Source organism: Chryseobacterium phocaeense, assembly GCF_900169075.1.
In the GTDB taxonomy this organism is placed as follows: domain Bacteria; phylum Bacteroidota; class Bacteroidia; order Flavobacteriales; family Weeksellaceae; genus Chryseobacterium; species Chryseobacterium phocaeense.
Genome location: NZ_LT827015.1, coordinates 1,097,227 through 1,120,382, shown reverse-complemented (window position 1 = coordinate 1,120,382; position 23,156 = coordinate 1,097,227). Strand labels below are relative to the sequence as shown.

Annotated in this window: 22 protein-coding genes; 4 read left to right on the top strand and 18 right to left on the bottom strand. The window is 39.1% G+C overall.

The window, feature by feature from the left end:
- Positions 1-109 precede the first annotated feature (109 nt).
- The 8 genes from B7E04_RS11700 to B7E04_RS11665 form a co-directional block, all read right to left on the bottom strand.
- Positions 110-532 (bottom strand): hypothetical protein, encoded by a 423-nt coding sequence (locus tag B7E04_RS11700; RefSeq protein WP_080778821.1) that lies wholly within the window; start codon positions 530-532, stop codon positions 110-112.
- Between the two features lie 124 nt (positions 533-656).
- Entirely contained in the window at positions 657-1,025 is a 369-nt protein-coding gene (locus B7E04_RS11695) for a cupin domain-containing protein (RefSeq protein ID WP_080778820.1), read from the bottom strand.
- The gene (locus B7E04_RS11690; RefSeq protein ID WP_080778819.1) at positions 1,022-1,549 is read right to left on the bottom strand and encodes a GNAT family N-acetyltransferase; all 528 of its coding nucleotides are present in this window, start codon (positions 1,547-1,549) and stop codon (positions 1,022-1,024) included. Before B7E04_RS11690 ends, B7E04_RS11695 begins: the two co-directional genes overlap by 4 nt.
- 3 nt (positions 1,550-1,552) lie before the next feature.
- On the bottom strand, positions 1,553-2,158 hold the full coding sequence (locus B7E04_RS11685; protein ID WP_080780667.1) for a DUF2911 domain-containing protein: 606 nt from the start codon (positions 2,156-2,158) through the stop codon (positions 1,553-1,555).
- Positions 2,159-2,187: 29 nt separating this feature from the next.
- Positions 2,188-3,231 (bottom strand): bifunctional transcriptional activator/DNA repair enzyme AdaA, encoded by a 1,044-nt coding sequence (locus tag B7E04_RS22615; RefSeq protein WP_080778818.1) that lies wholly within the window; start codon positions 3,229-3,231, stop codon positions 2,188-2,190.
- Positions 3,231-4,007: an isocitrate lyase/PEP mutase family protein gene (locus B7E04_RS11675; protein WP_080780666.1), complete on the bottom strand. Its 777-nt coding sequence runs from the start codon at positions 4,005-4,007 to the stop codon at positions 3,231-3,233. The genes B7E04_RS22615 and B7E04_RS11675 overlap by 1 nt, the downstream gene beginning before the upstream one ends.
- Before the next feature lie 432 nt (positions 4,008-4,439).
- Entirely contained in the window at positions 4,440-4,988 is a 549-nt protein-coding gene (locus B7E04_RS11670; protein WP_080778817.1) for a DinB family protein, read from the bottom strand.
- 54 nt (positions 4,989-5,042) lie between these two features.
- The gene (locus B7E04_RS11665) at positions 5,043-5,561 is read right to left on the bottom strand and encodes a Crp/Fnr family transcriptional regulator (RefSeq protein WP_080778816.1); all 519 of its coding nucleotides are present in this window, start codon (positions 5,559-5,561) and stop codon (positions 5,043-5,045) included.
- A gap of 76 nt (positions 5,562-5,637) precedes the next feature.
- On the opposite strand from B7E04_RS11665, the gene B7E04_RS11660 reads away from it, so the two are divergent.
- Entirely contained in the window at positions 5,638-6,492 is an 855-nt protein-coding gene (locus B7E04_RS11660) for a hypothetical protein (protein WP_080778815.1), read from the top strand.
- Positions 6,493-6,644: 152 nt separating this feature from the next.
- Here B7E04_RS11660 and B7E04_RS11655 read toward each other — a convergent pair whose 3' ends face one another.
- The 6 genes from B7E04_RS11655 to B7E04_RS11630 all read right to left on the bottom strand — a co-directional run bounded on the left by B7E04_RS11655 (position 6,645) and on the right by B7E04_RS11630 (position 14,157).
- A complete protein-coding gene (locus B7E04_RS11655; protein ID WP_080778814.1) occupies positions 6,645-7,700 on the bottom strand; it encodes an alpha/beta hydrolase in 1,056 nt (351 codons plus the stop codon).
- On the bottom strand, positions 7,684-8,949 hold the full coding sequence (locus B7E04_RS11650) for a PepSY-associated TM helix domain-containing protein (RefSeq protein ID WP_080778813.1): 1,266 nt from the start codon (positions 8,947-8,949) through the stop codon (positions 7,684-7,686). The genes B7E04_RS11655 and B7E04_RS11650 overlap by 17 nt, the downstream gene beginning before the upstream one ends.
- A 51-nt stretch (positions 8,950-9,000) precedes the next feature.
- Positions 9,001-11,184 (bottom strand): TonB-dependent siderophore receptor, encoded by a 2,184-nt coding sequence (locus tag B7E04_RS11645; RefSeq protein ID WP_080778812.1) that lies wholly within the window; start codon positions 11,182-11,184, stop codon positions 9,001-9,003.
- Between the two features lie 160 nt (positions 11,185-11,344).
- Complete coding sequence (locus tag B7E04_RS11640) at positions 11,345-12,169, bottom strand: acyl-CoA thioester hydrolase/BAAT C-terminal domain-containing protein (RefSeq protein ID WP_080778811.1); 825 nt, start codon at positions 12,167-12,169, stop codon at positions 11,345-11,347.
- A 59-nt stretch (positions 12,170-12,228) separates the two neighbouring features.
- A complete protein-coding gene (locus B7E04_RS11635; RefSeq protein WP_080778810.1) occupies positions 12,229-12,804 on the bottom strand; it encodes a Crp/Fnr family transcriptional regulator in 576 nt (191 codons plus the stop codon).
- A 186-nt stretch (positions 12,805-12,990) separates the two neighbouring features.
- Complete coding sequence (locus B7E04_RS11630) at positions 12,991-14,157, bottom strand: T9SS type A sorting domain-containing protein (RefSeq protein WP_080778809.1); 1,167 nt, start codon at positions 14,155-14,157, stop codon at positions 12,991-12,993.
- A gap of 488 nt (positions 14,158-14,645) precedes the next feature.
- On the opposite strand from B7E04_RS11630, the gene B7E04_RS11625 reads away from it, so the two are divergent.
- From B7E04_RS11625 to B7E04_RS11615, 3 genes are all read left to right on the top strand, one after another.
- Positions 14,646-15,458 carry an alpha/beta hydrolase gene (locus B7E04_RS11625; protein WP_080778808.1) on the top strand — a complete coding sequence of 271 codons (813 nt, stop codon included), beginning with the start codon at positions 14,646-14,648 and terminating at the stop codon, positions 15,456-15,458.
- A 69-nt stretch (positions 15,459-15,527) separates the two neighbouring features.
- On the top strand, positions 15,528-16,040 hold the full coding sequence (locus B7E04_RS11620; protein WP_131797320.1) for a hypothetical protein: 513 nt from the start codon (positions 15,528-15,530) through the stop codon (positions 16,038-16,040).
- A gap of 62 nt (positions 16,041-16,102) precedes the next feature.
- Positions 16,103-17,257 carry an AraC family transcriptional regulator gene (locus B7E04_RS11615; RefSeq protein ID WP_080778806.1) on the top strand — a complete coding sequence of 385 codons (1,155 nt, stop codon included), beginning with the start codon at positions 16,103-16,105 and terminating at the stop codon, positions 17,255-17,257.
- Positions 17,258-17,330: 73 nt separating this feature from the next.
- On the opposite strand, the gene carB is transcribed toward B7E04_RS11615, so the two are convergent.
- The 4 genes from carB to B7E04_RS11595 all read right to left on the bottom strand — a co-directional run bounded on the left by carB (position 17,331) and on the right by B7E04_RS11595 (position 22,993).
- On the bottom strand, positions 17,331-20,510 hold the full coding sequence (gene carB / locus B7E04_RS11610; RefSeq protein ID WP_080778805.1) for a carbamoyl-phosphate synthase large subunit: 3,180 nt from the start codon (positions 20,508-20,510) through the stop codon (positions 17,331-17,333).
- Between the two features lie 44 nt (positions 20,511-20,554).
- The gene (locus B7E04_RS11605; RefSeq protein ID WP_080778804.1) at positions 20,555-20,917 is read right to left on the bottom strand and encodes a four helix bundle protein; all 363 of its coding nucleotides are present in this window, start codon (positions 20,915-20,917) and stop codon (positions 20,555-20,557) included.
- 10 nt (positions 20,918-20,927) lie between these two features.
- Entirely contained in the window at positions 20,928-22,010 is a 1,083-nt protein-coding gene (locus tag B7E04_RS11600) for a carbamoyl phosphate synthase small subunit (RefSeq protein WP_080780665.1), read from the bottom strand.
- A gap of 86 nt (positions 22,011-22,096) precedes the next feature.
- Entirely contained in the window at positions 22,097-22,993 is an 897-nt protein-coding gene (locus B7E04_RS11595; RefSeq protein WP_080778803.1) for an aspartate carbamoyltransferase catalytic subunit, read from the bottom strand.
- Positions 22,994-23,156 lie beyond the last annotated feature (163 nt).

The following is a 23,156-nucleotide window of genomic DNA, read 5'->3' as shown; positions in this document are numbered from 1 at the left end:
ATTCATTTTTAGATGAAAAAATATGAATTTTTTAAATATTACGAGTTAAATGTTATTTTTTAACAATAAAAGCAATTGTTTGGATTTTTATTCTTATAATTCTGTAATTTTAATTATTTCGATCATTGTTTTTATTGCTAAAGTTTATTTTTTGCTTTACCAATTTTTTGTTTTTTACATTTTCAGAAACCAGATATGCCCTCTGTAGGTCAAAAACGTGGTTTCTTTCGGAATTTTTTGCTGTACCATCTTCATTTACGGTGATGTGATCAGGAGATTCTGGCTGATAGGTTCCATGCAGATATAATATATTGTTTTTACTTTCTTTTTTTAGGGGTATTTTTACACTTCCTACCAGTAAATATCTGGGTTCCATTTTTGAAATGTTCTTTATGCTGATCTGAAAGTTTTCTGATCGGGACCCTCTTACTCCTCCAAGATCTGTTGTATGAATCGCTTTAATTAATTCATAACGCTGGGCAGAACATCCGGTACTGAAGAACAGTATTAAAATATAATTAATGGCTTTCATATGGATAAATTATAAATTATTTTAATGCATGAATATACAATAATCCTGAGCGCGCCCAATTAAAATTGGCTTAAAAGCTTTATTGTACAGGCTTTTTCTCTAAAACTCTAAAACACTAGAACCCTCAAACTTCCTCCTCTTCCCTGTTCACCAAATCTATAGAAAACGCCGGAAGGCAGATGGAAACATACTCACAGTCATCCGGAAAAGGATTGCTGTAACGTACTCTTGCTCCTTTTTCTATGAGAATACTTTGTCCTTTTTCAAGAATGACCACTTCACCGTCTATTTCAAATTGTTTCTTTCCGGAAATAATCAGGGTAAATTCGTCAAACTCCGGAGTCTGGTGCGGTTCACTCCAATTGGGAGGCGCCACCATATGAGCCACAGAAACGTTGGAGTTCCCTGTGGAATTTCCCCAGTGTTCTTCAATCAGTTTTCCGTCCTTAGTAGGAACTACAAACGGCGATTGCTGGATCTTATATTTTTTCATAAATGATTCTCTTTTTTTATTTCGTAGACGAAATTGGTTCTGGTGGGCTCCGCGTAATAAGCCACTTCCTCTTCTGCGATTTTCTCCCCGCCAATCCTTTCCAAAGCAATCTGCGAACGGAAATTCTCTTTTCCAATGTGAAAATGCACTTTATCTACAAACTGGAAGATATAATCGAGCATCATTTTCTTCACTTTAGGATTGATCCCTTTTCCCCAGGATTTCGTTCCGTAAAATGTATATCCTATGAAAATACGGTTTTCAGCTTCATCAAAATTGTAAAAGCGGGTGCTTCCCAACACATCACCGGATGATTTCTCAACGATCTTAAATGCTCCTTCACTTTCCATGGCTCCTTTAAAAAAGCTTTCGAAAACATCTCTTTTATAACGGTCTTTGTTGGGGTGCTGCTCCCAGACCCGGGGATCCGAAGCTACTTCGTATAAAGACTCAAAATCCCCTTGCTGTAAGGGGATTAATTGGTATTCCTCTGTTTCAAGAACAGGTTGTATTGAAAATTTCATTATTTAGCTTTTGCTTTTTGCAGCGTCAGATTCTATTTTCTTAATCTCTTTCAGTTTATCGGAAATCTTGATTACGGCATCCGGTTTTGCTGGTTTTAAAGCCACTTCCGCCTGAGCCATATCCCATTTGATCACCAGGTTTCCTGAATTCTCATCGGTAGGATTTAGCGTGATTTCAAACCATTCCTGCTTATCGACTAATTTATTTACAGGTACCGTAACGTCTACCACATCCTGTTTCGGATCGTAGGTATAAGCACCCCACTGCTGGAAATCTTTATTAAGAATCACTTTCCATTCTTTCTCTGTAGGAACAATAAACAGACCGTACGTTCCGGCCGGAACTATTTTCCCACCGAAATTCACAGACTGTCCGAATGTAATTTTTGTAGATGAGTTCGCTCCTGCTCTCCAAACCTGTCCGTAAGGAACCAGTTCTCCGAAGATCTTACGTCCCTTCACTCCCGGTCTTCCGTAATCAATGGTAATTTTAGACATTGAAAACTGCTGTTCTACCTTCTGACGCGGACTTGCTGCCGGTACTGAGTAATCCTGCGCAAAACTTAAAGCCGAAGCTGATATGCATAGTGCAAATAGTAACTTTTTCACGTGTAAATTTTTGCCTAAAATTACAAAAATCAAAACAAAATAGCCTTCTCCAGTTCCAATAATTTTTGCTTTCTCCAGATTCCTCCCGCATAACCCACCAGCTCTCCGTTTGAGCCGATGACCCTGTGGCAGGGTATCAGAATCGCAATTTTATTGATGCCGTTTGCTGTTCCCACCGCACGTATTGCCTTAGGATTTCCCAAGAACTCAGACTGCTGTTTGTAGGTTCTGGTCTCCCCCATCGGAATTTCACGCAGGAGCTGCCATACCTTTTCCTGGAATTCGGTTCCTGTTATGTAAAGGGGAACATCAAAGGACTGTCTTTTGCCTTCAAAATATTCCTGTAATTCATCTTCCAGCTGTTTAAAGTGTTTATTTTCTCCCTGAACAATCTCGGCCTGCAAAGCTCTGGACAGTGATATAAATTGCCTGTCCATATTTTTCCGGTCAGTAAATTCAAGCAGACAGATTCCTTCCTCTACTGCACAGGCAAACATGGTTCCCAGTGGAGTTTCAATTCTTTTAAGATCAATTATTCCCTGTCCTTTTATATTTCCCGGTGAAACACCTACAATATTTTTAAAACGTTCATTAAATCCGCTCAGGCTTTCGTATCCTGAATCTAATACAGTTTCTATGATGCTTTCCCCGTCTTTTATTTTTTTAAATGCCTTATTCATCCTCAGCTTTCTCTGAAATGCCTGAAAAGTAATCCCATGGTTCTTTAAAAACCAACGCCGAACCGTTACAGGTTCAATATTTCTCGTTAGCAGATCGGCATCTTTAATTTTTAAAGTTTCATCACGCAGCAATTCATTCAGCAATTCCCTGATATAAGATGGGGTTTCGTTTAATTTTTCAAGCGGTTTACAAATTTTACAAGGCCTGTATCCATTTTGAATGGCTTCTGCTGTATTTAAAAAGAATTCTACATTTTCTCTTTTAGGCTTCCGGGCAGTACAGGTTGGCCGGCAGAATATTCCTGTCGTTTTTACAGCCATCCAGTAAGTTCCCTCAAATGTGGAATCCTTATCAAGAGAGGCCTGATACATTCTATCTTCCGTAAGTTTCATCACTGCACAAAAACTGGTAAAAAACTTTGTTTTAGAAGAACCTCACGGCCTGCTGCTTCTAAAGAATTATAAATATAATCATTTAAAAAATTACCAGAAGAAATTCTTTTGACTCCTAATCTTTTTAATGTTGCAAAATCGGGTAATTCAGGCATGCACATTACATTAACAGGAATTCCGGTGGCATTCACGATGGTTTCAATATCATTTTCAGAGGTAATGCAGGGAACGAAAATTCCATCCACTCCCAATTCTTCAAAAATTATGATTCTTTGTAAGGTTTCGTCAACAGGGTTTTCTATTCCTAATAAAAACGGATCTGTCCTTAAATTGATAAAAATTTCAACAGTATTCTTTTTCAGTTCTGAAATAATCGGCTTCAATTTTTCATAGAGCTGTTCTTGGGTCAGTAACTTCCTGCTTCCATCAATGATTACACTGTCTTCGATATTAATACCTACAACACCAATGGCTGCTAATTTTGAAATATTCGATACGATCTCATCAGATGTATGTCCATACCCACCCTCCAGGTCTACGGACAAAGGTACATCTACCGATTTCAGTATTCTTTCCACAATATAGAAATATTCATCAAAGCTCATTTCCTCTCCATCTTCATAACCCAAACTGTGGGCTACTGCAGAACTGGAGGTCGCTAATGCTTTATAGCCCAGTTTCTGATATCCTTTAGCACTTTGGGCATTCCATACAGTTCCTAATAATAGTGGTTCATCCTGGATATGCAGTTCCTTAAAAATCTGAATATTTGTCATTTTTTCTTTTTTTGATAAAATTAATAAGAATACGGTCTGCTCTGCAACCGAAAAATGGACAAGTATTTTCAACCTTTTTTGTAATATAAGAATAAAGGGTAATTTTTAGTTCAGAATTTTAATTACTAATCCCACCATAATGTTGAAAAAAGCAAGCTTTATTCTTCTGTTTTTATACGGGACCTTTGGTACATTCACAACAAAACATTCCTTTCAGACTTACCCAAGCACAATATTATTGTCAAAAACCTGGTCAATAAAAAGGCTATAAAGTAAATTATACAAGTTTGTTACTAGCCCTTTCAAAGGGAAAATATTGATGCTATATTAACTTCCTTCTCCCTTCTTCCAGCTTCCATCCTGTTAATTTTAAATTCCTTAAACCAACTCAGGTTAAAATTAATAAATATGTGGAATCTATTTCCGGAAACTTTAAAGATTCTTCAAAACCCTTTCCGCCTGTTGAATATGCCTTGCATTATGGTAAATAACAAAGCGAAAGGTATCGCCCAGTTTCAGCCTGATTAATTTCGAAATACTGATCCCGGTTTTGACTTTATTAAGATCTGCATTTCCTGCTTTTTCCAATAATTCTACGATTTGTTTCTGCTGCCGAATAAATTCTTCTATCACATGTCTGTTCAACTTACTGTTGATGGGATTCATGCTTTTAAGGGTTTTCATTTTATTTAATTTTTCCTTTGGCCGCATGCTTTCAGCGAAGTAATTTCCCAGAATTCCGGGTTTAAAAAAAGGAACTGAGGATGTTTTGGAGGAAGAAATGCTCCTGCTGATTTCCGGGATATAAAAATCTCCGTAACGGTTAAGATGTTCAAAGCATTCCAGGACGCTCCAGCTGTTATCGGAAACCCTGGAATTAAGCCGTTCATCAGATTCTTTCAAAAGATCCTGCGCATATTGTATATGTTCCTGAACCAGTGTTTTCAGTTCGTCCAGCAATTGTAGGGAATAAATTTTCATTGATGATTTTTATGCAAATTTCAGCATTGTTCATTTCTTAAATCTTGACTGAACTCAAGATTTTTTTAATCTGGATAGGGTCTCGGGAGACATTCTGAGGTAGTTGGCAATATATTTATTCGGAACTTCCTGGAAAAGTTTCGGGCTTCTTTTCAATACCCTTTCAAAGCGTTCTTTCGGAGAGCTGATCAGCAGGTCTTTTTCCCGCTCCATCTGCTGCAGGACGAGATCTTCCAAAATAGAATTCCAGAACTTAAGATTTTCTCCGGAAGACCCTATAAATTCATAGAAATCTTTCTTTGAAGCTATCCGGACCGTTGTTTTCTTTATCGCCTGAATATACAGCTCAGAAGGCTTTCCGGACAGAAAAGAATCCAGAGAAACAATAATATTACCGGTATAACCAAACCGGATGATCCTTTCTTCATTCTCATCCATCATAAAAATGCGGACACTGCCTTTTTCCACAAAATAAATATCAGTATCAATACTTCCTGAAGTCTTCAGAAACCCATACCTTCCGAATTCTTTTTTTTCCCAGTGAAGTCCGCTGTCCAGCAGTTTTTGAATCATGTGATTTAGATGTTTGCTGTTCCAAAGATAATAGGTAATTTTAAAATTCCGGATTTTAACCGCAAATCACTTTAAAATGTTCAAAAAAACAAGTTTAGCTCTTCTGTTTTCCGCAGCTGTTATCAGCATAAACGCCCAGCAGAGCATTCCTTTCAGGATCACAAAACATAACAATATCATTGTAAAAACACTGGTCAATAAAAAGGATTCCCTGCACCTGATGTTCCAGATCGCCATGGAAGACGCGTCTATTTCTCCGGACAGACAGCGCAAGGCAGATCATATTATTTTTAACAAGGATGAAATCAGTGAGAAAAACACGGTACAAATCGGGAAATTCACATTGAATAACGTCCGTTTTTTTGATCATGAACTTACTGGCCATGAGGCCGATGGAAAGATCGGAACCGGGATGTTTGCAGGAAAAAGCTTTAAAATAGATTATGACAACAGTAAGTTTGAAATCTATGATAAACTGCCTGATGTAAAAGGATATCAAAAAATGATGCTGCTTTATGAAAAAGGCCAGTTTTTTATTAATGCAGACAATATTATCGACGGCGACAAGCAGCAGGAAGCCTATTTCCTGCTCCAGTCCGGGTATTCCGGTGCTCTTCTGTACAGCAATGATTTTGCAGAGGAAAAAAATCTTGATAAAATGCTGAAAGTGACTTCCGAAAAAACATTTAAAAACTCAAGTGGTGAAAGTATCATTACAAAGCAGGGCATTCTTCCTTTCTTTAAACTGAATAATTTTGTTCTGAAAGATGTACCCGCCGGATTTTTCGTGGGAAAACGTAAAACACAGACCGTTAATTATTTCGGAGCTGATATGATGAGGAGATTTATCTGGATTTTTGATGCAGACCGTCAAACTGTGTATGTTAAGCCGAGCAAGTATTTTTCGGAGGGGTTTTATAAGGTTGATTAGGCGAAAGGGTAAAAAGGCAAAAGGGCTAAAAAGCGAAAAGGCAAATTTGCTAATATGACGATAAAAGAAACTCCCTGCCAAAAGACAAAGAGCTTCTTCAAATAAAAATCAAATAAAACGTCTATGGTATCGGTATGGCGAGTGCCATTATATTATTTTTTAGGATAGAGTTTATTTTTCAAAGCATTAAAATACTGTTCTGATGCTGTAAAGCCATTGCTTTTCATAAATTTGAGAATGGCATTCAGATAGGTTTCTGAAGGCATAAAATCTGTTCCTGCTTTTTCTGAAAATCTTTTGTATTCTTCTTCAAGCAGCTTTGGATTTCCGGATAGCTTTTTAATATCGGTTCTGAATCCTTTAAAAATAAACTTCAAAGCCTCATAATTTCCCGGATAAGAAACCGTTCCGTGGACTTCATTTTCAAAAAAATTGTGCTTATAGTTCAAGGTTCCGTTATTCTCAACAATTCCTTTGAATTCTTCAATGGCCTGTGTCATGTCTGAATTCCAGTTTTTATTCTGCTCTTCGTTATCGGCCTGGGAAACATAAAGAAAGTTATGGGGTGGAAACTTTTTATTTTTTTCGAGATAGTTTTTTGTTCTGGAAATCAAAACGCTGTTATCCCACCATAAACTTGGATCATTGGCCACATAGGCATTGAAATATTCCGGATGGGTCAGCAGAACGTTCACTGCGAAAAGTCCCCCGAAAGAATGGCCCGCAAGAATAGAATAATCCTGAGTTCTGTAGGTCTTATTGATGAATGGTTTCAGCTCCTCCTGAATAAATCTGGCAAAATTTTCGCTTCCACCACTGTCTGCAAAAAGAACAACATCAGGATTCACCGGGCTTTTCTTCTGCGACTTTGTGGGTGTAAGGTCTCTGGTTCTTTCTGTGTTTTTAATTCCTACAACAATGCATTCCGGGATTTCGGCATAGGGAGGTTTCGCAAGGAAATCAGTCATTCCTGCATAATATTCAAAATTAATTTCTGCGTCCAGAAGATAGATCACAGGATATTTTACAAGAGAAATTCCTGTATCATTGTACGTTTTAGGAAGATGAATCCATAGTTCCCTTTTTTCATTTAGTATCTTCGAAAATAAAGATTGTTTTTCTCCTATGGTCATTGTTTCCTGTGCCTTACCCAAAAGGGCAAAAAACAGGAACAGATTCAGAAATAAGAATTTAAGCCGGCTGTTCATGATGTTCCTTTCTATGTTGATGAATATTTTTAATTTCTGTTGCTTTTTTCGGTGATTTTTTACGTCTTCCCCACCAGATCAGAAAGCCCGTTACAGGAAGACTGGTGCAGATAATTCCGATCACGAAAGTGAAAATCTTACCAAACATTCCGCCCCAGTAGCCCACGTGAAGATCAAAATTCATATGTTCAATGACTTCATGCCTCTGGACTTCTTTGGGATAAATAATCTCTTTTCCGGTGTATTTGTTGGTTTCCATGCTTTTACCGTTGGAAAGGCTTTTCAGTCCGATAAACTTTGCGGCGACCACATGGTAAACGGTAGCTGAATCATTTCTCGGAATGCTCATTCGGACTTGTCTTGCTTCAGGAAATTCTGCAAAATTGATATTAATAAAATCCGAGTAAGACAAAGCCTTTTTTTCGGGATCAAATGCAGGCTCGTACTTTTCTGCAATTTTATGGGCATCTTTTGTTCCGCCAAAGGTTTCCTGTGTAAGATCCGTTAAAATTTCATACGCCATAATCAATCCTGTAATGGTAATAAATACGGCCGGAAGCAAAGAGTAAAATCCGAAAACATTGTGGAAATCATAATTTTTCCTGCGCCATTTTGTGCCTGATTTTATTTTAAATGCGGCTGTTCTTGTCGTTTTATTCCATTTTTTAGGCCACCAGAGGATAAGCCCGCCAATCAGCTGAACAAAAAATATAATGGAAGCTACCCCGACCACTGTTTTCCCGAACTTTCCAGCAAGCAGCTGGGCATGAATATGGGCCACGATATAGAAAAATTCGTAACTTTTCGTAGAGCCTTTTATTTCTCCGGTATACGGATCAAGATAATGATAGGCGAATACCCCGCGCGGCCCCCGCTCTTTTGACTTTCCTGCTTTGGGTGCATTTTTATCTTTGGGAGGTTTCGTGGCTGATGCTACCCTGAAAGTTCTGTCCGCTTCTTTATAGGTATCAAAATAAAATGCTTTTCTGTCCGGAACCTGCTTGTGAAATTTTGCAAGAAGCTCTTCAGGGGACATTTTTTTTGTATTGGCGGGAACCTGTACATATCTGGCGCTTCCTCCGCAGAGATCAATAATCTCGTCACAGAAGACGAACATGGTTCCGGAAAGCGTTACGACAAGCACAATAATTCCGGACACCAGCCCCAGCCAGAGATGCAGCCAGCCGGTCACTTTCTTCGTCAGGGATTTCCCCTGTTTTTTCTTTTTATCTGTTGTTTTCTTTTCCATATCTACAGAGAGCGGTAAAATTTTACCGCTCTTATTTTTGTTTCATTAAGGCTAGAATTTAAATGCAAAGTTGGCAAGGATCTCTCTTGGCTTCTGAGGCTGTCCGTAGAAATTCCAGTAGGTTTCGTTCAGGGCATTATTCATTTTCAGACCGATTCTGTATTTCTTTTTATCATAGAAAACAGTGGCTCCTACAGTGGTATAGGAAGGCGACAGAAAATGGTTGGTGATATTGATATACGTTTTATCCACGAAATTAAATCCGGCCCCGAATCCAAGACCTTCATAAGCACCATCCATTACCTTGTAGCTGGTCCAGAGATTGGCCACATGTTTTGGTGACCAGGCACTTCTTTTTCCATTATTTACACTTCTGTCATCATATTTATTATCATTAAATCCATACCCCGCTACGATATTTAATCCCTTAACTGGATTAGCTACAAAATCTACTTCAAAACCTTGATTTTTAATATTCCCATCTTGAATGTAAAGCCCAATGATTCCAGATGGATCAGGCATTAAACGGTTTTTGATTCTCATATTATAATAACTTATGGTAGTCAGAAGCTTTTTACCGAATAAGTCAAGTTTGAATCCTGTTTCAAATTGGTCTCCTTGCTCAGGGTCATACTCAATATAAGTGTTTTTATCTCGTGGATCAACTGTAGGTGCTACATTTTTGAATCCGTTGACGTAATTCGCAAAGAATGAAATTTCATTTTGTACAATTTCATATACCAGCCCGAATTTTGGTGAGAACTGAGTCTGGGTATACTTTCCTTTTCCTTCGACACCGTTTGAAATGACATTATCACTTTTATAATTATCCATCCTTAAGCTTGCCATTATCAAAAGATTGTCTGTAATATTAAGAATATCAGAAGCATATACGCTGAATGTACTTATTTTATTAATATCATATCCTGTTCCTGTTCTTGGAATTGATCTTATTACGTCTTTGGAAATTGAAGTCCATGGAGAACCAGAATCCAACATTACAACATCATTCCCCTTTGGTGTCCCATAATCATCAGTAAATACTCCGTTTAAAGGATATGGAGCAAAAACTGATGACAAGTTATTCCCTACCTTAAAAGTTGGAAACTGGTTTTTGCTTGTTTGCTGAAAATAATCTAACCCTACCACCAGACGATTTCTTAATTTTCCTATTTTGAAATCACCAATAAAATTTTGCTGAATATTGTCAGTGGTTATCTTATAATTGTCAAAAGGGCGAATACTTCTGCTTATTGAGTTATTATTCAAATAGTTTAAAACCAAAAATATAGATTCATTCTCATTCGCTTCGCCTCTCTGGTACGAGGTTCTGGAAGTCCACTGGTCATTGAATTTATGCGTTACTTCCGCCATGGTGACAAAATTGGTCCTTTTGGAACCGATATCATTGCTGGTAAACGACCTTTCGTGAGCTCCCTGCAGATCTTTCATGGAACTGATGGTTAACCTTTCAGACTGCCTTACGTAGGCGTTCAGTGTTTTTTCCGGAGCATGGAATTCCGTATCCAGTGTCACTGTAGTTTTGTCATTTACTTTGTATAAAATACTTCCTGAAAAGAACAATCCTTTATTATATCCCGCATCCTGGAAAGAGTCCTGTGAATACGCTGCCACATTGAATCTTGCCAGGGCTGTTTTTTCTTTGTTCAAAGGGGCGTTTACATCAGCAGTAATTCTGTTCATACCCCAGCTTCCTGTGGTGTATCCGATAATTCCCCCGAAGTTCTCCTGAGGTTTTTTGGTCACAATATTCACTACTCCTCCATAATTCGCTAAGGTTCCTCCAAATAAGGTTCCTGAAGGTCCTTTGATGACTTCTACCCTTTCCACATTGGCAATTTCCGATTGTACTCTTGGGTTTTGAAGAAGCCCGTTTCTGAAGTTGGCAGAGGAACTGAATCCTCTCAGGAATATATCATTACCACTATCGTTCACACTGTTGCTTACTACCACTCCGGGAGCAGAGGCCATGGCTGTGTTAAAATCAACCGCGTTCATCTCGCTGATAATTTCTTTCGGGACAATATTGTAAACAGTGGGATTTTCCAGATTTTCCAGGGGAAGTCTTGCTACAGATTCTGATTTTTTGGTTCTGTAATTGTTTGTTCCCTGGAGTGATACGGACTGGATTTCAGAAACTTTGATGGTATCGGTTTCCTGTGCACTCATAAAGGATGCTGTTAAAAAGCAAGCAGAAATAATTGTTCTTTTCATTGTATAAATAAGTTAGTTTTGCAAAAATATATTATTTTTATTGATTCTAAATAAAAACATGATACATTTCATATAATGCAATTCGATAACTTATCCCATTAATAAAGGGTTTCCAGCGAATTGAAAACCCTCATATGATTTATAGTTGCGAAAAATATTTCTAAAAATTACTTTGAAGAAAACTGAAAACTTTATCAAAATGCTGATAAGGTTCGGTATGACCGCCTTCAAATTTTATATGCTCATAATGATATTTAAAATGATGGTCCTTCAATCTTTGAATTATCCTGTCGGACATTTCGGACGAAGGACAGATCTCATCCTGTTTTCCGGACATCAGCAGAACAGGTGCCTTGATATTTTCAACTTTTATCAATGATTTCTGCTCGGATTCTTTATCCTGAAGCATTGCCTCAAAAGCCTGTCTTATCTTTCTTTCCATCATAAACGGAACGGCAACTTCATTCACCGGAACAAAAGGAAGCTCTTTTCCATTAAAGGTCCAGCTGGATGTGGAAAAATGATCTGTATTCCCCGGAAAAACAGCATGGCTTGCAGACAAAGCAATAATGCACGAGATATCAGAATAATAACTTCCCAGCAGCAGCGCAAGATCCGCTCCTCTTGAACCACCTATGATTGCCACTTTATCAGTTTTTATTTTCTGTTTTGAAAGGCTGATCGCATTATAGACATCCTGAATCTCGATTTTTTCAAGGAGCTTCGGGGAATTTTTCGACCCGAAATAAGCCAGCGCCAGAAATGCATATCCTTTCTCAAGGAACTGATCTCTTGTAGCTTTCCAATGTTTTGATGCCCAGGCATTCCCTCCTTCTGCTCCTCCAAGTCCTACGACCAGTCCGAGAATATTTTTGGAAGGTTTATATAAAACAGCATCGGTATTCTTTGACCGGATGGTGTCCTGTGCTTTTAAAGCCGTAACAGAAAAAATAAGTGCGAGGAAAATTTTAAAGAGTAGTTTCATTGTTTTTTTTGACAAAAATACCGTGGGATTTCCGGATTATTTTTGCTCTGGATCAAAAACTACTTTTCAGCTCTTAATCTGCTGAGTGTAGACTGGGTGATTCCAAGATAGGAAGCCGTCATTCCCAATGGAATCCGGTGATAAATCCCTTTGTAAACTGCCAGAAAATGTTCGTATTTTTCCTTGGCAGTAGTAAATCTCTGTGAATTAATGCGCTCCATCAAATGCCCGAAAACACTTCCCATAGACAGTCTTGCATAGCGCTCCATTTCAGGAAAGTTATCAAACAGGTAACCGAGATCATCTACTTTCAGGCAGAAAGTTTCCGTTTTTTCGAGACAGTCAATGGAATAGATATCTTTTACTCTCTGGATAAAGCTTTTGGGAGAATTCACCCATTCGTTTTCGCTGGAAAAATATTCGCTGATCTCTGTTCCATCCTTCAGATAATAGGTTCTTGTAAGACCCTTCAGTATAAAATAACTCCGGGTACAGATTTTATCCGCATCATGCAAAAGCTCTCCTTTTCTGAAAGTCTGAAAGGATAACCTGTCCAGCAATTCTTTTTGCAGAGGCTCGCTTAGTTTTATGTATTGACTGAAGTGGTTTAGAACGCTTTCGAATTCTGTGGACATGGCGGTGTTTTTTGTAAAGATATGATAAATCGGTACCCTGTGATAAGATACAATAAAATTCAATTGTTTTAAAAAATTTTTATTATTTCAGGCGTATTTCATCCCAAATATAAATTTATTTTCTGCATGCCAAAAAGACTATCTCATCTTAGGAGACAGCCTTTAAGTATATCTGTATTCAAAGAATTAATCCTGAATAAGCATTTTTTTTGTATCAATAATTTTCCCTTCAACCGATAGCCTGTACAGATACATCCCGGATTTTATATTGCTTACTGCAATGTTACCATCGCCGGTTTCTTTTATTGGAATAGATTTTACCAACTGGCCTGATACGGAGTAAATTTCTATAATGCTGTTTTTACTACCATCGGGAATATAATATCTGATGTTTGTTTCTCCTTTTACAGGATTCGGTACATTCTGATAAAGTTTAGCACTGTTGCTTAATGAAATATCCTTTATTCCGGTTTGTTTTAATAAAAGGTTTTTTAATTCATCAACCTGTAGCTTCAGGTCATCAATCTGGTTTTGCAATTCAGTTACGGTTTGGTCATTAGCCTGTTTTGATAATGCAGTAGAAGCTACCATAACATTTCCGTCAGCATCTACTACCAAAGCATTTCCGGATCCGTTTGGAAGATCCTGTAAGCGAACGGTTCCCACCGTATGGAAATTAGCTGTTGGATCAGTTGTACGAACACCAACCAGCTGATCTTTAATCAGCATCGTTGAATTTTTAGAAAGTCCGAACATGATAGAGTATGGAATTGAATTTGTAAGTTTTGTGGAAGCGTGTGTTCCTGTTCCAATAACAAAAGACCGGTTTCCTGTTGCAACAAGATCTACTCCGAATCCACCGGAATATTCAGATTTCAGATCTACTCCAACTCCAATGGCAAATTGGTTTGAAGCTCTGACAATATTATTCCAACCCAGTGCTATTGACTTTCCTGCATCGTTTAATATAGTATTTGTTTGTCCTACAACAAGATTTGCTCCTCCGCCTGTCTGCAGGCTATTTCCCCAGCCTCCAACTATTGAACTGTTTGCATTTCCTCCAAGCATGTTTTGCCCTCCGGTAATAATACTGCCCTTGGCTTTTACTCCATTAGAGTAATTTACCGCGTCTACAACAAAGGATCCGGGACTCGTCAAAAAAGCCTGCCCTGGATTAGAAGAGGAACCGTCAGTTCTTAAAAATAAGTATGCAGACTCCCTTGTTCCCACATAATTAGCGTTTGTGATACCTGAATTTCCATTAATTTCCCATTGTTGGGCATTCATTACTCCAGCGGATAATATCATTGCTCCTGCAACAATATTTTTAATGTTTAATAAATTTTTGTACATAGTTATATTTGTTTATTGATTGATGTATTACGAATGTATTAAAATCCTCAATCACATACAGTTAACGGCTAATAAATGCGCGTAATTTTCTAATAACTGCTTCAAAAATTCCAGTAAATGCGTTGTTAAGTGCTCTTTATATAATCCGGACTAAGGAACTGACCTGAAATTTACGTTTTAACAGAACTTATTCCTAATCTACAACCGCCTGATGCTAACTTTATAATACTGAGCAGAGCCGAAGCATATCCATAACACATCATCCAGTTATCTCAAAACCAACTACATCGTTTTTCCCGGAACGTGAGTCCGAAGGATCTGCGAAAATAAATATCTATCTGATTTTCAAATTATTAAAAATAAGCTCCACCTTATAAGATGAAGCATTTGAAGCCATAATCACGGTTATTTTTGCCCCATCGTTTAAATAAAACAGATTATATGACCTTCATTAAAACAACAAATCATAATTCTAAATATTAAACAAAATGAATAAAAACAACCGGATAACCATTTCTTTCATCGCCAGCATTTTTATTATGCTTATTTCTTTGACGGCTTGCCGGGAAGATACTTTTGACAAAGAACTCGTACGGGAATTTTCTATTACTTCCAATATTAACGGAAGTACTTACCCTGTTAAAGTCGCAGTACCCAAAAATTATTCATCGTCAACAAAGTATAAAACCATTTATGTACTGGATTCGAAATGGGATTTTGATGATGTAGCACGGGAAGTTCAGACGCAATCCGAAAATTTCCATCGCAGTGATGTATTGGTAGTAGGTATTGGCTGGGGAAACGACAGACTGGATGATTATCTGCCCGTACCGTATAAAAATGGAAGCGGCAGGGCTGATCTGTTTGTAAGGTTTATTAATGAAGAGCTGATCCCGAAGATTGAGCAGGATTTTCACGCATCCGGCATCCGGGAAGACAGGGCGATCCTTGGCCATTCTGCGGGAGGATTGTTCGGGGCTTACTGCTTTACCAGTTATCCTGATGTTTTCGGTAATTATCTTGCTTTAAGCCCGGCGCTTTGGATCGGGGGTCAGGTTGTTCTTAAGGAGGAAAAGAAGAACCGGGCCGGCAATCAGTCCCGAACCGGCACATTCTTTCTGGCAACCGGCGAAATTGAAGAAGGAGGAATGCGTCCAACGGTAGAAGCTCTCCGTCAGATCCTGAACCAGCATTACAACGGTTTCTCGAAAGGCTATCATCTCGCAAAAGGGTTGGACCATATGGGTTCTAAAAAGCCGAATATCAGGAAAGCGGTCACATTTTATTTTCAACAACTTTAATCTGTTTTTATGCGTTTTACATTTATTTTACTTTTCATCATGGTGTCTTATATAAAGGCTCAGGATACTATGAAACACGTTTTTCCGCTTGAAATAAAACCGGCGATCGGTGCCACCGGAAGCTCTTTTAAACCTACGGTATCAGTGATGGCCGTTCACCCATTGAACCGGAGGTTTTCCCTAGCCTCCCACTCTATGTTCAGCTTTCTGCTGTTCAGGAATAATCCCCAGCCATATATTAAGACTGACTATAATTATTCGATTACACAAAAATTCGGAGCCGGGTATTCTCTGTACGGAAAAAAGGGGAAAAGCAGACATACTGTACTGGCATTGGGAGGCATGCGGTACATTGCTTTTAAAGAAACCATGGACAATCCTGAGCTGGATAAAGTAACGGTAAGCACCCATACTACAGTTCCTGATTATGGCCTCATGTATGAATTTTCCCTTGGAAAAAAGAGGTTTACATTCGATACAAGATTATATCTGCCTTTCAGCCCTGTCCAATATTATCCTTTAGGTACTTTAACGAATCTCGTTTATCTGGAAATAGGTATTGGTATTAAACTTTATAAATAAAACCTTAAAAGGAATATCACAGCCTGATATTCCTTATTTTTGTTTTTTGATTCGTTATAAGAATGGAAACAGGCTGGCAACTTATCTATATAAGTGGAGTTTCAATAGCTCTGTTTATTTTCATCCTGCTGATCACTAAGCAGAAAAAGAACACAGCAGACAAGATTCTGACGCTGTGGTTTTTTTTCGCATTGGCTCATTTGATTTTTATTACAGGGTATGCTTCAGGTTTTATCTGCCAGTTTCCTTCGTTTATCGGATGGGAGTTGCCTTTACCTTTTTTACACGGTCCGTTTCTCTACCTTTACATTTTGTTTCTGAGCGGCCAGCAGCGCTACCGATGGGCTTATCTGCTGCATTTTATTCCGGCTGTACTTACCTCTGTTCTGCTGGCATTTATTCTTCCGGGAATCCAGTCAGATCAACTGATGCTATCTGTCTATCAGCCATTGTTCCGGGCAATTATCGCGTGTATTATGATTTCAGGTGTTGTATATGTAGTCCTGTCCCTTTTCTTATTGTACAGACACCGGCAAAATATCAGGGGACAATTCTCAAATACCGATAAAATTACGCTTAACTGGATGCGGTACCTGATTTCAGGAATGGGAGTGATCTGGATTGTTGTGATCTTTATGCAGTCACCAAGGGCCCTGTATGTTGCAGTGGCATTATTTATTTTTTTCATCGGATATTTTGGGATCCGCCAGGCTGGAATTTTTTCCAATCCGGCATCCGTACATTCAGTAGTTCTTCCCACCACACTTGAAGTCATGGAAGTACCGGAAAAAAACGAGATCATCACAGAGGTTGCGGACCGTGTGAAGTATGAAAAAACAAAACTGGAAGACACTAAAGCCGCTGGAATTCAATCCCGCCTGGAGCAGCTTATGAAGGAGCAGGAATATTATAAAGATCCCGAGCTTACGTTGGGTGATCTTGCCAAAATGCTTGATATACACCCGGGAGTATTGTCGCAGGTCATCAATTCAAAGGAAGGGAAAAACTTTTACGATTATATCAATACTTTCAGAGTGGAAGCTTTCAAGCAACTTCTCCTGGACCCGGAAAGCAGGCAATATACGTTACTGGCCCTGGCTTTTGAGTGTGGATTCAGCTCAAAAACAAGTTTTAACCGGAATTTTAAGAAAATTACCCAGATGTCTCCCAGCAGCTATGTGAAGCAGCAGCGGATAGAGATGCAGGACGGGGATTAGTGGTTTTAGAATAAAAAACCTCACAGATTTCAGAAATCTGTGAGGTTTGAAATATTTGATAGGGTTCCGACAATTACATCGTCTCCATTTTAAAGCTCATGCTTTCAATTACTTTCAGGATGGCTTCTACCGTATCCATTGATGTCAGACAAGGAACTCCGTTTTCCACACTCATTCTTCTGATCTGGAATCCGTCTCTTTCTGCCTGCTTCCCTTTGGTGGTGGTATTTACAACATACTGTACTTTTCCTTTCTGGATCAGGTCGATCAGGTTTACATCCTCTTCTCCGATCTTGTATCCTATTTTGCAGGGAATTCCTTTTTCTCCAAAGTATTTCGCTGTTCCTTCGGTAGCCCAGATTCTGAATCCTACTTCGTGGAATCTTTCTGCAAGTGCTGCCGCCTCTTCTTTGTGCTTGTCTGCTACTGTGAAGAGTATAGAACCGTGCATCGGAACTTTTCTTCCTGCCGCGATCAATCCTTTGTAAAGGGCTTTTTCCAGTGTGGTATCTTTACCCATTACTTCTCCTGTAGACTTCATTTCAGGTCCCAGGGAGATATCTACTTTCGTTAGTTTTGAGAAAGAGAACACAGGTACTTTTACATAGACTCCTTCCTTACTTGGAACCAGTCCGTTTTTATATCCTAAATCTGTAAGTTTTTGTCCTAAGATCGCTTTTGTAGCCAGATTGGCCATAGGAACTTCTGTAATTTTAGAAAGGAATGGAACTGTTCTTGAGGAACGTGGATTCACTTCAATTACGTAGACATTTCCTTCGAAAAGAACGTACTGGATATTCATTAGACCGATAACGTTCAGGCCTTTTGCCAGTCTCTGGGTATAATCTACCAGAGTATCGATCTCTTTCTGGGAAACATTCTGTGTAGGATAAACCGCAATAGAGTCTCCGGAGTGTACTCCTGCTCTTTCGATGTGCTCCATGATTCCAGGGATCACTACGGTTTCGCCATCGCAGATCGCATCGATCTCGATTTCTTTTCCTACCATATATTTATCAACCAAAACAGGGTGCTTAGGGCTTGCTTCCACTGCATTTTCCATGTAATAGGCCAGCTCAGCTTCTCCGTACACGATTTCCATCGCACGTCCGCCCAATACGTAGCTTGGACGTACCAGAACCGGATACCCGATTTCGTTGGCAATTTTTATGGCTTCTTCTTTTGAGGTGGATGTTTTCCCTAATGGCTGAGGAATTCCCATCTCCTGAAGTGCTTTTTCAAATTTATCCCTGTTTTCAGCTCTGTCAAGGTCTTCCAGTGAAGTTCCCAGAATCTGAACTCCGTGTGAAGCAAGTTTATCAGCAAGGTTGATGGCTGTCTGCCCTCCGAACTGTACTACTACCCCTTTTGGTTTTTCCAAATCAATAATATTCATTACATCTTCTTCCGTTAGCGGCTCGAAGTATAATTTATCAGAGATCGAGAAGTCTGTAGAAACCGTTTCAGGGTTGTTGTTGATGATGATAGCTTCGTAGCCCATTTCTTTAATCGCCCAAACCGAGTGAACCGTTGCATAGTCGAATTCTACTCCCTGCCCGATTCGGATAGGTCCTGAACCCAGAACGATGATCTTTTCCTTATCTGAAACTACGCTTTCGTTTTCTTCTTCGTACGTTCCGTAGAAATAGGGTGTTTCACTTTCAAACTCCGCCGCACAGGTATCTACCATTTTGTACACCGGCATGATTCCGTTTTCTTTTCTGAAATCGAAAACTTCACGCTGCTTCACTTCCCAAAGGTAGGCGATATTCATATCTGCAAAGCCTAATTTTTTAGCTTCAATTACAGTTGCTTTGTCAAATTTATTAGCAGCGATTACTTTTTCGAAGTCAACTAATTTTTTCAGTTTCCAGATGAAGAATTTGTCAATTTTGCTCCATTCTACAATCTGTTCCCAGTCGTATCCTCTTCTCAAAGCATCTCCGATGATGAATAATCTTTCATCATCACACACTCTGATTCTTCTTTCGATTTCTTCAGCCGTCAGCGCTTCAGCCTGCTTTGTTTTTAATCCTAAATGTCTGATTCCGGTTTCCAGGGAACGGATCGCTTTCTGTAAAGACTCTTCAAAATTTCTTCCGATGGCCATTACTTCTCCGGTGGCTTTCATTTGAGTAGAAAGTCTTCTGTCCGCCGTTTCAAATTTATCGAACGGGAATCTCGGGAATTTGGTTACCACATAATCAAGAGCCGGTTCAAAACAAGCATATGTTTTACCTGTTACCGGATTCATGATTTCGTCAAGTGTTAAACCTACCGCAATTTTCGCTGCAATTTTGGCAATCGGATATCCTGTTGCTTTACTTGCCAATGCAGATGAACGAGATACTCTTGGATTCACCTCGATGATATAGTAATCAAATGAATGTGGATCAAGGGCCAACTGTACATTACATCCTCCTTCAATTCCCAAAGCTCTGATGATTTTAAGGGAAGCATTTCTCAATAACTGGTATTCCCTGTCAGAAAGCGTCTGGGAAGGTGCCACCACGATAGAATCTCCCGTGTGCACGCCTACCGGATCTATATTTTCCATGTTACAAACCACAATGGCATTGTCGTTTGCATCACGCATTACTTCGTATTCAATTTCTTTGAAACCTGCAATTGATTTCTCAATAAGACACTGCGTTACAGGGCTGTATTTCAATCCTAATTCTGCAATTTCCTTCAATTCAGTTTCATTAGAGGCAATTCCACCTCCTGTTCCTCCCATGGTAAAGGCAGGACGAACAATCACCGGGTATCCGATCTCATCAGCGAAACGAAGCGCTCCTTCCACGGTATTAACAATATCCGACTCAGGTACGGGCTCGTTCAGCTCTCTCATCAGTTCACGGAAAAGGTCCCTGTCTTCTGCTCTGTTGATCGCAGAAAGCTTCGTTCCCAATACTTCCACCTTACATTCTTCAAGGATCCCTGATTTTTCAAGTTCTACCGCCATGTTCAGACCCGTTTGCCCTCCCAGGGTTGGTAAAAGCGCATCAGGACGTTCTTTTCTGATGATGTGGCTTACAAACTGAAGGGAAATCGGCTCGATGTATACTTTATCTGCGATTTCTACATCCGTCATAATCGTCGCAGGGTTTGAATTGATCAAAATCACCTTGTAGCCTTCTTCTCTCAAAGACAGACAAGCCTGCGTTCCTGCGTAATCAAATTCAGCTGCCTGACCGATGATGATGGGTCCTGAACCGATTACTAAAATTGTTTTTATGTCGTTTCTTTTCATAAGTTTAAAATGTAACAATTTATCAATCTAACAGTGTAACAATATTACTGACCGTTTTCCTTAGATAAACTTGTGCTTAGAATTTTATAAATAATTTTTCCGATTTCTACGATCTGTGTTTCCAATTTATCATCAAAAGGATAATTTCTGGAGTGTTTGCACAGATATAACCAATATTTTGTTTCTTCAAGCTCTTTGGCCGCAATCTTTATTTTATTCACAAAATCCTTTTTGCTATATGGATTCTGTGCTTCAAAAGAGTTTGCTCCAATACTTGTTCCTGAACGTAATAACTGTTTAGCAATGACAAATTTCTTGTTACTTTCCAATAACTCACAAAATTCAATAATATCTAAAGAGAATTTTACTGTTTTTTCAATTAAAGGATTGTTCTCGAAATTGATCATTTAATGATTGTTAAACTGTTACATTTTTAAATTGGTACATTAAATCTAGGAATTCATCAAACAAATAATTCGCGTCTTCAGGGCCCGGGCTTGCTTCGGGGTGGTATTGAACGGAGAAGCAAGGGTGGATTTTGTGTTTCAGTCCTTCGTTGGTTCTGTCGTTCAATGCGATGTGGGTTTCGATAAGGTCTGTTCCTTTAAGGCTTTCCTGATCTACAGCATATCCGTGGTTCTGGGAAGTGATGGATACTTTGTTTTTCTCCAGATCCAGTACCGGGTGGTTTCCTCCTCTGTGCCCGAATTTCAGTTTGAAAGTTTTGGCTCCGCACGCCAGGCCGATCAGCTGATGTCCCAGACAAATTCCGAAGATCGGAACTTTTCCTAATAATCCGCGGATCATTTCAAGGGCCTGTGGATTGTCTTCAGGGTCGCCGGGACCGTTGGAAAGCATGATTCCGTCCGGATTCATTAAGAGGATTTCTTCCGCTGTAATGTCGTGGGAAACTACGGTAATGTCACAATTTCTTTGAGACAGCTCTCTGATGATTCCTAATTTGGAACCGAAATCCACTAAAACCACTTTCAGGCCTCTTCCCGGATTGGCGTAGGCTGTTTTTGTAGAAACGGTTTCTACCTGATTGGTTGGGAAATTAGTCCCTTTCAGTTCTGTAACCACTTCGTTTTCGTCAGATTCAGCGTTTACGATTTTTCCTTTTACGACTCCGGAATTACGAAGAATTCTGGTGAGTCTTCTCGTATCGATTCCTGAAATCCCTGAAAGGTTTTTCTTTTTAAATAATTCATCTAAAGTAATCTGGGTACGGAAATTGGAAGGCAGGTCGCAAAGTTCCTTTACGATCAACCCTTTAATAGCCGGCTCGATACTTTCATAATCATCACGGTTAATACCATAATTTCCGATAAGCGGATAGGTCATGCAAACAATCTGACCGCAGTATGACGGATCGGAGATCAGCTCCTGATACCCTGTCATTCCGGTATTGAAAACTACTTCTCCGGCTGTTTCCAGTTCTGCTCCGAAACCTTCTCCATGAAACACTTCACCGGACTCCAGTATTAATTTTTTCTTCATTTTATTTATCTCTTTATCTATTTTTTCTTTGTATAATGTCAGTTGTATAATGTATGATGTACTTTTTACTTTGTACATTTTATTTTTTACAATTCTTTAAAGGTATATCCTTCTTTTTCCAGTGCTTCTTTTAAGATGGCCATTCTAGCGAAAACACCATTCTGCATCTGTTTGAATACTCTGGAACGCTCACATTCCACAAGGTCTGTATCAATCTCTACACCTCTGTTGATCGGAGCTGGATGCATAATGATCGCAGAGTCTTTCATTGCTTTTTCCCTTTCTTTGGTCAGACCATATTTTCTATGGTATTCTGAGGCTGAAAAACTCATTTTCGCATCGTGTCTCTCGTGCTGAATTCTCAGCAGCATCAGTACATCCACTTCTTTGATCAGCTGATCTACCGGAAGGTAAGTTCCGTTAATTAAAGCACCTTCATCAAACCAGTCCTCTGGTCCGGAGAAGTATACCTTGGCGCCCAGTCTTCTTAGTGCTTCAGCATTTGAGTTGGCGACACGGCTGTGTTTTACATCCCCTACAATTCCTATTTTCAGTCCTTCAAACTTTCCGAACTCCTGGAAGATGGTCATCAGATCCAGCATGCATTGGGAAGGGTGATTTCCCGTTCCGTCTCCTCCATTGATCACCGGAATACTGATATTTTTTAGTTCTTCAAAGTAACGGTCTTTCTTATCTCTGATCACCACCAGGTTTACTCCAATGCTCTGAATGGTTTTCACCGTATCATAAAGACTTTCGCCTTTGTTTACAGAACTGTTGGAAGCATCAAATGGCACGACCTGCAGACCCAGTTTTCTTTCTGCCATATCAAAGCTTGTCTTTGTTCTTGTGCTGTCTTCAAAGAAAAGATTTGAGCAGAAAACCTCTCCTTCAATTTTTGCAGTTTTCCCGTTGGCAAAAGCCAGTGCTTCGGTCAGTATCCTGTTGATTCTCTCGGTGCTTAGTTCTGTAATCGTAAACATAATTCTTATTTTTTGAGCATAAAAAAAGCGAAGACAAAATCTTCGCTTAATAACAATAAATATCGTAAAGGGCGCTTTCGCCCGGTAAATCTAATGATATAAATACTCTTTTATTCATTAGGTGCAAAGATATAACATTTTTACGAATCTACAAAATCAAAGT

Coding starts and splice junctions, on each gene's coding strand:
- B7E04_RS11700 (WP_080778821.1), bottom strand. CDS start 532: ATGAAAGCCATTAATTATATTTTAATACTGTTCTTCAGTACCGGATGT.
- B7E04_RS11695 (WP_080778820.1), bottom strand. CDS start 1,025: ATGAAAAAATATAAGATCCAGCAATCGCCGTTTGTAGTTCCTACTAAG.
- B7E04_RS11690 (WP_080778819.1), bottom strand. CDS start 1,549: ATGAAATTTTCAATACAACCTGTTCTTGAAACAGAGGAATACCAATTA.
- B7E04_RS22615 (WP_080778818.1), bottom strand. CDS start 3,231: ATGAAACTTACGGAAGATAGAATGTATCAGGCCTCTCTTGATAAGGAT.
- B7E04_RS11675 (WP_080780666.1), bottom strand. CDS start 4,007: ATGACAAATATTCAGATTTTTAAGGAACTGCATATCCAGGATGAACCA.
- B7E04_RS11670 (WP_080778817.1), bottom strand. CDS start 4,988: ATGAAAATTTATTCCCTACAATTGCTGGACGAACTGAAAACACTGGTT.
- B7E04_RS11665 (WP_080778816.1), bottom strand. CDS start 5,561: ATGATTCAAAAACTGCTGGACAGCGGACTTCACTGGGAAAAAAAAGAA.
- B7E04_RS11660 (WP_080778815.1), top strand. CDS start 5,638: ATGTTCAAAAAAACAAGTTTAGCTCTTCTGTTTTCCGCAGCTGTTATC.
- B7E04_RS11655 (WP_080778814.1), bottom strand. CDS start 7,700: ATGAACAGCCGGCTTAAATTCTTATTTCTGAATCTGTTCCTGTTTTTT.
- B7E04_RS11650 (WP_080778813.1), bottom strand. CDS start 8,949: ATGGAAAAGAAAACAACAGATAAAAAGAAAAAACAGGGGAAATCCCTG.
- B7E04_RS11645 (WP_080778812.1), bottom strand. CDS start 11,184: ATGAAAAGAACAATTATTTCTGCTTGCTTTTTAACAGCATCCTTTATG.
- B7E04_RS11640 (WP_080778811.1), bottom strand. CDS start 12,169: ATGAAACTACTCTTTAAAATTTTCCTCGCACTTATTTTTTCTGTTACG.
- B7E04_RS11635 (WP_080778810.1), bottom strand. CDS start 12,804: ATGTCCACAGAATTCGAAAGCGTTCTAAACCACTTCAGTCAATACATA.
- B7E04_RS11630 (WP_080778809.1), bottom strand. CDS start 14,157: ATGTACAAAAATTTATTAAACATTAAAAATATTGTTGCAGGAGCAATG.
- B7E04_RS11625 (WP_080778808.1), top strand. CDS start 14,646: ATGAATAAAAACAACCGGATAACCATTTCTTTCATCGCCAGCATTTTT.
- B7E04_RS11620 (WP_131797320.1), top strand. CDS start 15,528: ATGAAACACGTTTTTCCGCTTGAAATAAAACCGGCGATCGGTGCCACC.
- B7E04_RS11615 (WP_080778806.1), top strand. CDS start 16,103: ATGGAAACAGGCTGGCAACTTATCTATATAAGTGGAGTTTCAATAGCT.
- carB (WP_080778805.1), bottom strand. CDS start 20,510: ATGAAAAGAAACGACATAAAAACAATTTTAGTAATCGGTTCAGGACCC.
- B7E04_RS11605 (WP_080778804.1), bottom strand. CDS start 20,917: ATGATCAATTTCGAGAACAATCCTTTAATTGAAAAAACAGTAAAATTC.
- B7E04_RS11600 (WP_080780665.1), bottom strand. CDS start 22,010: ATGAAGAAAAAATTAATACTGGAGTCCGGTGAAGTGTTTCATGGAGAA.
- B7E04_RS11595 (WP_080778803.1), bottom strand. CDS start 22,993: ATGTTTACGATTACAGAACTAAGCACCGAGAGAATCAACAGGATACTG.